The sequence below is a fragment of the Saccharopolyspora sp. 6V genome (assembly GCF_020176785.1).
Lineage (GTDB): Bacteria > Actinomycetota > Actinomycetes > Mycobacteriales > Pseudonocardiaceae > Saccharopolyspora_C > Saccharopolyspora_C gregorii.
Window position 1 is genome coordinate 1 of the sequence record NZ_JAIUKB010000189.1, and the last position, 12,570, is coordinate 12,570.

Below are 12,570 nucleotides of genomic sequence, written 5' to 3' on the forward strand. Positions count from 1 at the left end.
ATTCACCCCCCGCCGGGCCCCGCCCGGCGCGCGCGGGGGCATAATTTCCGCCCCCACACCCCCCCCCCCCCCCCGCCCCCCCCCCCCCCCCGGGGGGGGCCCCCGGGGGGCCCCCCCCCCGGGACCGGACTCTCGAAGGTGAGGAGTGGACGTGTCGGTAGCAGCGGTTCCCGGCCCCTCCGGCGTGGTGTCCCCGTTCGCGCTGACCGAGGACCAGCGGGCCATCCAGCAGCTGGCCCGCGAGTTCGCGGCCGAGCAGCTCGCCCCGCACGCCGTGCAGTGGGACCAGGACAAGCACTTCCCGGTCGACGTGCTGCGCGCCGCGGGCGAGCTCGGCATCGGCGGCGTCTACGTCGACGAGGCCTGCGGCGGCACGGGCCTGGGCCGGTTCGACTCGGCGCTCATCTTCGAGGAGCTCGCCGCGGGCGACCCGTCCGTGGCGGCGTACCTGTCGATCCACAACATGGTCGCCGGGATGATCGACCGCTTCGGCGACGACGAGCAGCGCGCCCGCTGGCTGCCGCCGCTGTGCTCGCTGACCGCCCGCGCCAGCTACTGCCTCACCGAACCGGAGGCCGGTTCGGACGCGGCGGCGCTGCGGACCCGCGCGGTGCGCGACGGCGACGACTACGTGCTGACCGGGGTGAAGCAGTTCATCTCCGGCGGCGGCAGCTCGGACGTGTACGTGGTGATGGCCCGCACCGGTGAGGACGGTGCGAAGGGCATCTCCACGTTCATCGTCGAGGGCGACGCCGCCGGGCTCTCGTTCGGTCCGAACGAGCGGAAGATGGGCTGGAACGCGCAGCCCACCCGGCAGGTCGTGCTCGACGGCGTGCGGGTGCCCGCGGCGCAGCGGCTCGGCCCCGAAGGCATCGGGTTCAAGATCGCGATGGCCGGGCTGGACGGCGGCAGGCTCAGCATCGCGGCCTGCTCGCTCGGCGGGGCGCGGGACGCGCTGGACCGCAGCCTCGGCTACGTGCGGGAGCGCACCGCGTTCGGCGCCAAGCTCAGCGAGTTCCAGGCGCTGCAGTTCAAGCTCGCCGACATGGCCACCGAGCTGGAGGCCGCCCGGATGCTGCTGTGGCGCGCGGCGTGGGCGCTGGACGCCCGCGACCCGGACGCGACCCGGCTGTGCGCGATGGCCAAGCGGCTCGCGACCGACGTGGGCTTCACCGTGGCGAACGAGGCGCTTCAGATCCACGGCGGATACGGATACCTTGCCGAGTACGGCCTCGAGAAGATCGTTCGCGACCTGCGGGTGCACCAGATCCTCGAAGGCACCAACGAGATCATGCGACTGATCATTTCCCGTGGACTGCTGGAGTCGGCATCATGACAACACCCGCCCCGGAGCAGGTTCTGCTCAGCGTCGAGGGCGCGCTCGGACGCATCACCCTCAACCGCCCCAAGGCGATCAACTCGCTCACCCTGGAGATGGTGCGCGAGATGACCGCCGCGCTGCAGCGGTGGAGCACCGACGAGCAGGTGCGGGCGGTCCTCGTCGAGGGCGCCGGAGAACGCGGGCTGTGCGCGGGCGGCGACATCCGGGCGCTGCACGACGCGGCGAAGGCCGGGGACGAGGAGCTCCCCAAGGCGTTCTGGAGCGAGGAGTACCGGCTCAACTCGATGCTCGCGCACTACCCGAAGCCCGTGGTGGGGCTGATGGACGGGGTGTGCATGGGCGGCGGCGTCGGCATCTCCGCGCACGGTTCGCGCCGGGTCGTCACCGAGCGCTCCAAGGTCGGCATGCCGGAGGTCGGCATCGGCTTCGTGCCCGACGTCGGTGGCACCTTCCTGCTCTCGCACGCCCCCGGTGAGCTGGGCACGCACCTGGCGTTGACCGGTGCGCCGATCGGCGGCGCGGACGCGGTGGCGCTCGGCCTGGCCGACCACCACCTGCCCAGCGAGCGCATCGACGACCTGGTCAAGGCGCTCACCAGCGGTGACGTGGACGCGGCGCTGGCCAGGTTCGCGACGGCCCCGCCGGAGTCGCCGGTGGCCGCGCAGCGGGAGTGGATCGACGAGGCCTACGCGGCCGACGACGTCGCCGAGATCCTCGCCCGGCTGCGCGCCCGCCCCGAACAGGCCGCCGCGGACGCCGCCGCCGCGATCGGGACGAAGTCGCCGACCTCGCTGAAGGTGACGCTGCGCGCGCTGCGCAGCAGGCCGGAGACGCTGGAGGCGGCGCTGGACCAGGAGTTCCGGATCGCGCTGCGCTGCCTGACCGCGGGCGACTTCGTGGAAGGCGTGCGCGCCACCCTCGTGGACAAGGACCGCGACCCGAAGTGGTCGCCGAACGCCCTGGACGAGGTCACCGAGGAGCACGTCCAGCGCTTCTTCGCCCCGCTCGAGCAGGGCGAGCTCGGCCTGTCCGGCTGAGCCGCCGGGCCCCGGGCCCGGCTCGACCACCGCACCCCCGCAGGAGGGAATGACAATGGCTGTCATCGGATTCATCGGGCTGGGCCACATGGGCGGCCCGATGTCGGCGAACCTGGTCGCGGCCGGGCACGTGGTGCGCGGGTTCGACCTGGCCTCGGCGGCGCTGGAGGCGGCGCGGGCGAACGGGGTGACCGTGGTCGGCTCGGCGGTCGAGGCCGTGACCGGCGCCGAAGCGGTGATCACGATGCTGCCGGGCGGCAAGCACCTGCTGGACTGCTACGAGCAGGTGCTGCCCGCGGTGGAGCCGGGGGCGCTGCTGGTCGACTCCTCCACGGTCGACGTCGCCGACGCCCGCGCCGCGCACGCGCTGGCCGGGACGGCCGGGTTCGGCTCGCTGGACGCCCCGGTCTCCGGCGGCACCGCGGGCGCGGAGGCGGGCACGCTGACGTTCATGGTCGGCGGCGCGGAGGAGCACTTCCAGCGGGCGGAACCGCTGCTGGCGCCGATGGCCCGCAAGGTCATCCACTGCGGTGGGCCGGGCAACGGCCAGGTCACCAAGATGTGCAACAACCTGGTGCTGGGCGCGTCGATGATCGCGGTGGGGGAGGCGTTCGTGCTCGGCGAGCGGCTCGGCCTGAGCAATCAGGCGCTCTACGACGTCGCGTCGATCTCCACCGGCCAGTGCTGGGCGCTGACCACGAACTGCCCGGTCCCGGGCCTGGTGGAGACCAGCCGGGCCGACCACGACTACGAACCGGGCTTCTCCGCGGCGCTGATGCTCAAGGACCTGAAGCTGGCCGAGTCCGCGGCCGAGCAGAGCGGCACCGACGCGGCGATCGGGCGGTTGGCGACCGAGCTGTACCAGCGGTTCAACGAGGAGGGCGGCGGCGGCTACGACTTCGGCGCGATCATCCGCTCCATCCGGGAGCGCTCGGCGGCGGCCGAGCGCGCCGAGAACCCGTCGACCGAGGTCACCGGCACTTCCTGAGCGTCCGCGGGCCGGTCCGCGCGCCCGCGCCTCCCGGGCGCGCGCGGCCGGGCCGGGGCGGGGTGAAGGCCGCGGAGTCCCGGCGTACTCTGGCGCCTCGTGATGGACTGGCTGTTCGAGTGGTGGGACGGCGTCGAGCTGTGGCTCGTCCAGCTCTGGTACCCGCTGCTGGTGACCTTGGTCCTGGTCGTGCTGCTGCCGGTGTGCTGGTACCTGGCGCGCTTCCTCGACCGGGCCATCGATGGGATCGGCGCACGGCTGACCCGCGTGCGCGACGCCGAACCGCCGGTGCGGACCACGCGCGGAACGGACCTGCCATGAACCGGTTGACCTCGCGCAAGCGCATCACGGTCGCCCTCATCGGGCTGATCGCCCTCGTGGTCATCGGCTGGTTCGTGCAGCAGGGAGCCGCGGCGCACGGCACGGCGATGCCGCCCGCCGGTGGCTCCGCGACCGTGTGGCAGGCTGTGCCCGTTCTGCCGGATTCTTCGGGAGCGGCGCCGTGGCGGGCTCCCGCCGGAAGCGGACCGCCCACCTCGCCCGCGTGATGGCGCGGGCGGCCCGGCCGCGGCGCATCGCCGCGGCATTGCGGTGAACGAACCTTGTTCCTGGTTGTTGACGTGTGTGGTTGAGTGGGATGTTTGCGACGAAAAAGCCTCAGGTCTTCCGGAAGGAGCCGGCGGTGAGCGAGCTGGAGCAGCCTGGAGTGAGTGCGAAGACGGCGGCCGAGGACGCCGAGCGGCGCGGCGCGGCCGTGCACGTGCTCGATGGGAGCGATCTGGTCAGCAAGCGCACCGCGCTGGACGGCATCGCGGCGGTGCTGTCGTTCCCGGAGTGGGCGGGGCGCAACCTGGACGCGCTCTACGACTGCCTGACCGACCTGTCCTGGCTGCCGGAGGGCGAGCACGTCCTCATCTGGGCCGGGGCGCAGAACCTGGCGCAGCACGACCCCAAGGCCTACGAGAAGATCAACACGGTGCTGCGGGACGCGGCGAGCAAGCCCGTCTGCGGCCGCGCCTTCGCCACCGTCCTCACCCGCGACTGAAGCCCCGCGCTCAGTCCCGCGGGACCCAGGCGGCGGGGCGCTTCTCGGCGAAGGCCCGGATGCCCTCTTGGCCTTCGTCGGAGGCGAAGTGCCGGGCGGAGAGCTCCAGCACCTCGTCGAAGTCCGCGCCGATGTCGGCGGAACGGGGGCGGCGCAGCAGCGCCTTCGTCGCGGCCAGCGCGTGCGGTGCGCCCTTCGCCAGCATCTCGGCGTAGCGGGCGACCTCGGCGTCGAGCCGGTCCGCGGGCACCGCCGAGTTGAGCAGCCCGATCCGCACGGCGCGTTCGGCGTCGAAGTTCTCCCCGGTCAGGAACAGCTCGTGCGCGGCGCGCGGCTGCAGCCGGGGCAGCACGGTCAGCGAGATCACCGCGGGCACCACGCCGATGCGGACTTCGGAGAACCCGAACGTCGCGGTGTCGGCGGCGACCGCCAGGTCGCAGGCCGCGACGATGCCCGCGCCACCGGCCCTGGCCGGTCCCGCGAGCTTGGCGATGACCGGTTTCGGGCTGGTCCACAAGGTGTCGAGCAGTTCGGGGAGTTCCCGCACGCCTTGGTCGTCGGCGCCGGCGGACCGGGATTCCTTGAGGTCCATCCCGGCGCAGAACACCGGCCCGGTGTGGTCGAGCACGATCACCCGCACCGCGTCCTCGGCGAGCGCCGCCGCCAAGTGCTCGCGGAGTTCTCGGCGCAGCTGCGCGGACAGCGCGTTGCGGTTGTGCGGGGAGTCGAGGGTGATCGTCGCGATGCCGGATGCGGTGCCTCGGTGCACGAGTTCGTCGGCCATGCGCCGCACGTTACCGCCTGCCGCGGGCGTTCCGGTGTGCCGAGACGAGCGGTTCCGGGCGGGCCCGGCGGTGCGTCAGGTGGGCGGGTACCGGGTGGTCCAGTCGGCCGCTTCCGGCGGGTGCGGCCCGAATTCGAGGCTCGCGTCGTGCGCGAGCTGCTCGATGACGTCGTGCAGCTCCAGTTCGGTGCGCCAGCGGTCGGGGATCTTCGCCGCCCCGGACTGGGCGCCGACGAGGCTGCCGCAGACCGCGCCGGTGGTGGCCGAGTTGCCGGAGTGGTTCACCGCCAGCGGCAGCGCCACGTCGATGTCCCCGTCGGCGACGAGTGCCGCGTACAGCCCGATGCCGAGCGCGTCGGCGGCGCTCCACCCGTTGCCGATCCCGCTCTCCAAGTGGGTGGGCGTGGTCTCGGCGGAGGCGGCGTAGCGGACCGCCGCGGAGACCTTGCGGGTGACGTCCTGGTGGCCGCGGTGCCCGCTGAGCTCGTCGAGCGCCTCGTCGACGGCGGCCGCGAGCTCGCGCCCGTCGAGCAGCCGGGACACCAGGAAGGCGAGGGTGCCCGCGCTGAGGTAGGCGACCGGGTCGCCGTGGGTGAGCGCGGCGGTGTTCTGGCCGACGCGGAACACCTCGGACGGGTCGGAGCTCCACAGCGCGGCCGGGACGGCGCGCATCACCGCGGTGCTGCCCTGCGAGTCGCTGACCGGGCGTTCCGGGGTGCCCATCGGCTGCTGCCCCTTGGCGAAGGCGATGAGCGTGCGCATCATGGTGCGCCCCGGGTTGCGGGTCTGGAACAGCGCGCGGTGCCCCACCAGCCAGCCGTCCGGCGCGGGGGTGTGCTTGAGGAATTCGCCCGCGGCGCGGCCCCAGCTGAGGTGCTGGGTGTGCAGCCAGCGCTGGTAGGCGTGCTGGATGTGCCGCGACGGGTCGGGCACGTCGCCGCTGCGGCGGCTCACCCCGGCGCGGATGGTGCCTTCGAGGGAGAACAGCAGCAGCTGGGTGTCGCTGCCGAGCCTGCCCGCGGGGTGCCCGGCGGGCACGTAGTTGCGCAGGCCCTGCGGCCCGTGCCGGTCCCGGATCTCGTCCCAGCTGTCCCCGGCGACGGGGGTGCCGAGGGCTTCGCCGATGGCGCAGCCGAGCACGGCGCCGAGGAAGCGGTCTCTGGACGCGGCGAGTCTGGGCACGGCGTGCAGGCTCCTTCGCCGATCGGGTTCGTGGGCAGGGGCACCGACGGGGTAGCGCCGCAGCCATTCCTCGGATTCGTCCGGGTAAGGGCCGAATTCGGCGGCGGCGTCCTCGGCGAGCCGTTCGAGCACGGCGAGCACGGCCGGTTTCCCCGTGCCGGGTAAGGGGATCGCGGCGGGCCCGTGTGCGGCGCCGAGCAGCTGGCCGCACAGCACCGCGGTGCTGCGGGTGTCGCCGGCGTGGTCGGTGGCGGCGGCGATGGCGGCGGTGAAGTCGTCGGGGCAGGCGGCGGTGATGCGCAGCGCGGCCGAGAGCGCTTCGGTGCCGGTCCGGCCGGGGCTCATCGCGTCGAGCTGCGCGGCGCCCGGGACGAACCCGACGGGGCTGGTGCTGCCGAGGTGCAGGGCGCGGTCGAGCAGCGCGGGCCGGGAGTCGGCCGGTTCCCAGGCGGCGAGCGCGCCGTCCAGGGCTGCGGTCAGCGGATTTCCGCGCAGCAGCAACGAGATCGCGACACCGAGCGCCCCGGCGGGGCGGTTGCCGTCGGGGTGGCCGTGGGTGAGCGCGGCGAGGTTCGCGGCGGTGCCGAACACCTCGTTGCCGGACCACAGCGCGGCCACCGCGCCCAGCGGTACCGCACCGGCCCCGGCGGCGTGCGCGGAGGCGCGGCCCCCGGCGGCGATGCGGGTCAGCGCCGTCAGCAACGCCCGGTCGTCGACGGTGTCGCCGTGCAGTTCCCGCTGTTCGACGAGCCAGCCGTCGGGTTCGCCCGCGGGTTCGGCGACGCAGTCCTGCCAGGGGACGCCCCGGGTGTGCAACCAGCGTTGCAGTCCATTGAGGACGAACGTGGTGAGGTCGGTGGCGCCGTGCGCGCGCAGCGCGGTGTGCGCGCGGATCACGCCTTCCAGCGCGAACAGCATTGCCGTGGTGCGCTCGCCGATCCGGCCGGTGGCGGCGTGCTCGGCGCTCGCCGCGCCCAGCAGCATCCCGGCGAACCGGCTCGCCGCGTCCGGCCGGTAACCGGAGTCGTCGGCGAGGCCGGTGGCGGGCACGGGCGGTGCCGGGTCGGTGCCGATGCGCTGGCGCAGCGCGGCGAACCACGGCGGCCGGGTCAACGGCCGGTCGCGCCAGGAGCGCCACCGCTCCAGCAGCACCCGCTCGTCCGCGTCGGCGGGCCCGGTGCGCGGCGCGCCGGATTCCGCGCCGGGCTCCGCGGCGGTCGCGGGCGGCGCGTCCGGCGCCGCCGCCCGGCGCCGCTCCCGGTACGCCGCCAGCAACGCCCGTTCCGCCTCGGTGAGCCCGTCGCGAGAATCCTTCACCTGAGCAACGTTACTGCGTGTATCGCCGGGTCCAGTCCGGCGCCGTGCCGTCCGGGACGAGATCGGTCTCGACCCGCCCGGCGTCGGCGACGAGCCGCTGCACCTGCTCGTGCAGTTCCAGCTGATCGAGCCATTCCGCGGGGATCTCCGCCGCACCGCGCGCGGCGCCGAGCAGCCCGCCGCACAGCGCCGCGGTGGCCGCGCTGTCCCCGGAATGGGTGGCGGCGAGCGCGACGGCGTCGGCGAACGAATCCGGGTGCGTCAGCGCGGCGGCGACCGCGACGCCGAGCGCGGCGGGCGCGTGCTTGCCCGCGCCGAGCTTCTCCAGCGCGGGCACCGGGACCGGGCCGTGCTCGGCGAGGGCCAGCGCGTCACGCAGCGCGCGCACCGTGTTCTCGCTGCCCTCCCAGGCCTTCAGCTCGGTGAGCGTGGTGTGCGCGCTCTCGGCGAGGGTCTGCCCGGCGGACAGCGCGGCGACCATCCCGGCGACGGCGGCCGCGGGCAGGTAGCCGTCCGGGTGGCCGTGGGTGAGCACCCCGGTGGCGATGCCGAGTTCGACCGCCGCGCCCGGGCTGTCGGCGTGCAGGCCGACGACGGCGCCGCGGGCGGCCGCGGCCGCGCCGGTGGCCTGGTTCGGCGGTGTGCTCGGCGTCGGCACCGGGCTCCGCCCGTCCCAGGTGGCCAGCGCGGTGACGCCCGCTTCGTCGGGGAAGCGCTGCGCGCCGAGCGCGGGCTGCCCGACGAGCTCCGCGGGCTGCACGGCCGGTTCGACAGGGGCGCCCTGGGCGATCACCCAGTGCTGGAGGGTGCCGCGGACCAGTTCGGCGGTCGACGGACCCGGCCTGTTCAGTCCCTTGTGGACGGACGAGCGGAGCAACCCGTCGAGCAGGAACACCGACTGCTGGCCGATCGAGGTGGACCGGCCGCGGCCACCCAGGTGCTCGGCGAGCTCGCGCACCCCGTCCGGGTTGCGGCGCAGGATCCCCCGCTGCGACAGGAAGGTCCACGGGGCGCCCAGGGCGTCACCGGCGACCACGCCGAGCGCGCAACCGGCGAGCCGGTCCAGGCGGTCCAGTTCGGCGGGGACCTCCGCGGGCAGCTCGCCGTCGGCCTCGTTCGCGGCGACCAGCTGCGCGGCGCGCTCCGGGCCGAACGCCTCCTGCAGCAGCTTGTGCAGGCCCTCGGAAAGGTCGTTGGGCGTGTCGTCCTCGCCGTCGCGGAACTTGCGCCACGCGGCGAGCAGCCGCAGCTCCTCGTCGTTGAGGCCGTCGCCGGGATCCTCGTCCGCGGGGTCGGCGGGGGTCTCGGCCGGGGACTCGGGGACGGCCGGGGTTTCGGGAGCGGCCGGGGACTCGGGGACGGCCGGTGCGGCGGCGACCGGCGCCGCCGATGCGGGCGCTGCGGCCTCGCCCCGTTCCGCGGCCCGTTCGGGGGCGCTCGCCGCCGGTTCGGATGCGCTCCCCTTCGGCCCCGCCGAGGTCGCGGGCGTCGCCGCGGGCGCGCTCGCCGGGGGTTCGTCGGGCACGGCGGGGATGGGCGCCATCACCATGGTCTGCTCGGCCGCCTCCGGGGCGGGCCGCGCGGACTCGCGCTCCGGCTCCGCGGCGGCGCCGTCCGAACCCGCAGCGGCGGCGCCGCTCGAACCTGCAGCGGGGGAGCTGCCCGCCGGGTAGCGGCGCAGCCACTCCGGCACCGACGGCGGGTGCTCGCCGAACTCCTCGGTGGCGTCCCGCGCCAGCTGCTCGACGACCTCGCCGAGCTCCACCCGCTGCCGCCAGTTCTCCGGGATCGCGCTCGCCATGTGCGCGGTGCCCATGATGTTGCCGCAGATCGAGGCGGTCGCGTCGCTGTCACCGGAGTGGTTCGCGGCCAGCACGACCGCGTCGGTGTAGGAGAACGGGCGCGCCAGCGCGGCGCACACCGCGATGGCCAGCGCCTGCTCGCCGACCCGGCCGTCGCCGAGCCGGTGCTGGATCTGCTCCGGCGTCGGCGTGCCCTCGGTGGCCAGCTCGATCGCGCGGCGCAACGCGCTGGTGGTCTCCTCGTGCCCTTCCCAGCCGGACAGCTCGGTCAGCGCCCGGTCCACCGCCTCCGGCAACGACCGGCCGCCGAGCAGCTGCGCCACGATCACCGCGAGCGCTCCGGCGGGCAGGAACCCGCTCGGGTGCCCGTGGGTCAGCGCCGCGGTGGCCGCACCCACCCGGAACGTCTCGGCCGGATCGTCGGACCAGAACCCGGCGGGCGCCGCGCGCATCACGCCGCCGCAGCCCTTCGAGTCGTTGATCCGGTTCGTCAAGGTGCCCAGCCGCCCGCTGGTGGCGTAGCCGTGCAGCGCCTGCACGCAGGTGGCGCCGGGCGCGCGGCGCACGAACAGGCCCTTCTCCCGGATCAGCCAGCCATCCGGCGGCGTCATCGCGATCGGCCCGCCCGCGTCCTTCCAGTCGAAGCCCTGGGTGTGCAGCCAGCGCTGGTAGGCGTGCTGCACCTGCTGCGCCGGATCGGTCTCGTCGTAGAGCCTGCGGCGGATCGAGGCGCGGATGAGGCCGTCGGTGGTGAACAGGGTCAGCTGGGTGTCGTCGCTGATCGATCCGCCGGGGCGGTGCGCGTCGGCGAAGTCGACCACGCCCGCCGCGCCGTGCTCGGCGCGGATCTTCTCGATGGAGTCGTCCTCCACCGGGTAGCCGAGGGCGTCGCCGACCGCGCCGCCGAGCAGGCAGCCGAGGATGCGGGCGCCGCGTTCGGTGGCGGGCTCGGCGAGTTCGCGGGTGGTGGTGACCGGTGGCTGCTTCGCGGCCGGCTGCGGCGCACCGCCGGAGTTCCGGGTGGCCGGGCCGGACCGCGGCATCGCGATCCGCTCGGTCAGCGGCGCCGCCGGCTGCTGCGCCGCACCTCGGGCGTTCGCCGCGGCCTCGTCGGCGGATCCGGGCTCGGCGGTCTCGCTCCCGGCCGTGGTCCCGTCCTGCTCGGCGGCGCCGTCGCGGCCGTTCGAGGAGGTCGCGGGCCAGGAACCCATCGTGGGCAGCGGTGCGGCGGCCGGGGCGTCCGGCGCGGCCTGGTCGGCGGTGCTCCGCTCGGACTTCGCGTCCTGCTGGGTCTGCTCGTCCTGCTGGGTCTGCTCGGCTTGTTCGGGCTTCGGGGTCTGCTCGGGTTTCCCGGTCTGCGCGGGCTTCTCGGTCCGCTCCGGGGCCGAGTCCTGCTCGGGCTGCGCGTCCTCCTCCGAAGCCGCGCCGGCGTCCTCGGCGGTCCCATCGGGCACCGCCGGGGTGCGGCCACCGGGGGCGAGGCCCGTCGGTCCGTCCGAAGTGGACTCCGCGGGTTTCCCTGCCGTGGCCGGCTGCTCGTCGCCGCTGCGCGCGGCACCGCCCGGGATCGGGAACCTGGCCACCGGCGCCGACTCCTCCGGCACCGACTCCTCGTCCCGGATCGCGGGCTGCTCGGTGGTGCGCTCGGTCGCGCCCTCCCGCGCCGAGCCCGCGCCCTCCCGCGCCGAGCCTGGCTGCTCCGCGGTCTTCTCCGGCCCCGAGCTCGACTGCTCGCCGGTCTTCTCGGACCCCGAGCTCGGCGACTCGCCGGTCTTCTCCGGTGTCGTGCTCGGCGGCTCGCCGGTCTTCTCCGACGCCGCGCTCGGCGACCCCGCGGTGCCCGTCCGCGCCGCGCGCGGCAGCTCCGCCGGGAACTCCAGGTCGATCAAGTCCTTCGCCGCCGGGTACCGCTGCGCCCACGTCTCGTCGGTGCGCGGCTGCGGGCCGAACTCGACCAGCGCGTCCGCGGTCAACTTCTCGACGGTCTCCCGCTGCCCGAGGTCCCGCAGCCACACGCCGGGCAGCGCGGACGCACCGTGCCGGGCGCCGACGATCGCGCCGCAGATCGCGCCGGTCGAATCGCTGTCGCCGGAGTGGTTCACCGCGGCCATCACGGCCGGGCCGACGCCGTCGTGGCTCAGCGCCGCGCACACCGCGATGGCCAGCGCCTCGTGCCCGGTCCAGCCACCGCCGAGCAGGTCCTTGAGCTGCTCCGCGGTGGGAGCGCCCTGCGCGGCGAGGTCCTCGGCGACCAGCAGCAGCCGTTCGGTCTGCTGGTGCCCCTCGCACTCGGCGAGCAGCTCGCGGGCCAGGGTCAGCGCGTCCGGCAGCGACTCGCCGCGCAGCAGCCGGTGCACCAGCACCGCCAGCACCCCGGCGGGCAGGTAGCCGCTGGGCTTCGCGCAGGTCAGCGCGGCCCCCGCGGCGGCGAGCCGGAACACCTCGCGCGGGTCCTCGGACCACAGCGCGAACGGCGCGGCGCGCACCACGCCGGTGTTGTCGTCCGAGTCGTTGATCGGGCGCTGGAACGTGCCGGGGCGGCCGTGCGTGGCGAACTCGCGCAGCGCGGTGATGCACTCGGCGTTCGGCGAGCGCACCGCGAACAGGTCGCGTTCGGCGACGAGCCAGCCGGTCGGTTCCGGGTGCTGCTCGGCGAACGGGCCCGCCACGCGCGCCCACGCGTGGCCCTGGGTGTGCAACCAGCGCTGGTAGGCCAGCTGCACCGCGGGCAGTGGGCCGCCGGTGGCGCCGCCGCGGGTGGCGACGTGCCCGCGGATCAGCCCTTCCAGCGTGAACAGGATCAGCTGGGTGTCGTCGGTGAACTCGCCCGAGTGCTCGCCCGTGCGGTCGTAGTCGGTGATGCCGCGCTCGCCGAAGCGGCTGCGGATCTGCTCCACCGGGTAGGTCTCGACGGGGCCGCCGAGCGCGTCCCCGGCGGCCGCGGCCAGCATGCTGCCGAGGAACCGCTGCCCGTGGTCGCTGCTGATCGGGTCGGGGGCCTGCTGCGCGGCCCCGGGAACCTTCGCGGGCTGCGTGACGTCGGCGGGCGGTGCGGCGGGGGCGGCGCGCCCCC

9 protein-coding genes are annotated in these 12,570 nt (G+C 75.1%); 6 read left to right on the forward strand and 3 right to left on the reverse strand.

Annotated features, from left to right (window positions below; all coding sequences use genetic code 11):
- Positions 1–151 precede the first annotated feature (151 nt).
- The 6 genes from LCD35_RS28340 to LCD35_RS28365 all read left to right on the forward strand — a co-directional run bounded on the left by LCD35_RS28340 (position 152) and on the right by LCD35_RS28365 (position 4,412).
- The gene (locus tag LCD35_RS28340; protein WP_224962540.1) at positions 152–1,336 is read left to right on the forward strand and encodes an acyl-CoA dehydrogenase family protein; all 1,185 of its coding nucleotides are present in this window, start codon (positions 152–154) and stop codon (positions 1,334–1,336) included.
- A complete protein-coding gene (locus tag LCD35_RS28345) occupies positions 1,333–2,379 on the forward strand; it encodes an enoyl-CoA hydratase/isomerase family protein (RefSeq protein WP_225045220.1) in 1,047 nt (348 codons plus the stop codon). Before LCD35_RS28340 ends, LCD35_RS28345 begins: the two co-directional genes overlap by 4 nt.
- 55 nt (positions 2,380–2,434) lie before the next feature.
- Positions 2,435–3,367 (forward strand): 3-hydroxyisobutyrate dehydrogenase, encoded by a 933-nt coding sequence (mmsB, locus tag LCD35_RS28350; protein ID WP_224962544.1) that lies wholly within the window; start codon positions 2,435–2,437, stop codon positions 3,365–3,367.
- A 102-nt stretch (positions 3,368–3,469) separates the two neighbouring features.
- Entirely contained in the window at positions 3,470–3,688 is a 219-nt protein-coding gene (locus LCD35_RS28355; protein WP_255615729.1) for a hypothetical protein, read from the forward strand.
- On the forward strand, positions 3,685–3,915 hold the full coding sequence (locus LCD35_RS28360) for a hypothetical protein (protein WP_224962548.1): 231 nt from the start codon (positions 3,685–3,687) through the stop codon (positions 3,913–3,915). The genes LCD35_RS28355 and LCD35_RS28360 overlap by 4 nt, the downstream gene beginning before the upstream one ends.
- A 134-nt stretch (positions 3,916–4,049) precedes the next feature.
- Positions 4,050–4,412: a barstar family protein gene (locus LCD35_RS28365; protein WP_224962550.1), complete on the forward strand. Its 363-nt coding sequence runs from the start codon at positions 4,050–4,052 to the stop codon at positions 4,410–4,412.
- A 10-nt stretch (positions 4,413–4,422) separates the two neighbouring features.
- Here LCD35_RS28365 and LCD35_RS28370 read toward each other — a convergent pair whose 3' ends face one another.
- The 3 genes from LCD35_RS28370 to LCD35_RS28380 all read right to left on the reverse strand — a co-directional run.
- Positions 4,423–5,196: an enoyl-CoA hydratase-related protein gene (locus LCD35_RS28370; protein WP_224962552.1), complete on the reverse strand. Its 774-nt coding sequence runs from the start codon at positions 5,194–5,196 to the stop codon at positions 4,423–4,425.
- Positions 5,197–5,271: 75 nt separating this feature from the next.
- Entirely contained in the window at positions 5,272–7,695 is a 2,424-nt protein-coding gene (locus LCD35_RS28375) for an ADP-ribosylglycohydrolase family protein (protein WP_225045222.1), read from the reverse strand.
- Between the two features lie 10 nt (positions 7,696–7,705).
- On the reverse strand, positions 7,706–12,570 hold a 4,865-nt coding region (locus LCD35_RS28380), incomplete at its 5' end, for an ADP-ribosylglycohydrolase family protein (RefSeq protein ID WP_255615731.1).

Bases quoted from the DNA above. Each gene is read 5' to 3' on its own strand.
- mmsB (WP_224962544.1), top strand. From the start codon at position 2,435: ATGGCTGTCATCGGATTCATCGGGCTGGGCCACATGGGCGGCCCGATG.
- LCD35_RS28355 (WP_255615729.1), top strand. From the start codon at position 3,470: ATGGACTGGCTGTTCGAGTGGTGGGACGGCGTCGAGCTGTGGCTCGTC.
- LCD35_RS28360 (WP_224962548.1), top strand. From the start codon at position 3,685: ATGAACCGGTTGACCTCGCGCAAGCGCATCACGGTCGCCCTCATCGGG.
- LCD35_RS28345 (WP_225045220.1), top strand. From the start codon at position 1,333: ATGACAACACCCGCCCCGGAGCAGGTTCTGCTCAGCGTCGAGGGCGCG.
- LCD35_RS28370 (WP_224962552.1), bottom strand. From the start codon at position 5,196: ATGGCCGACGAACTCGTGCACCGAGGCACCGCATCCGGCATCGCGACG.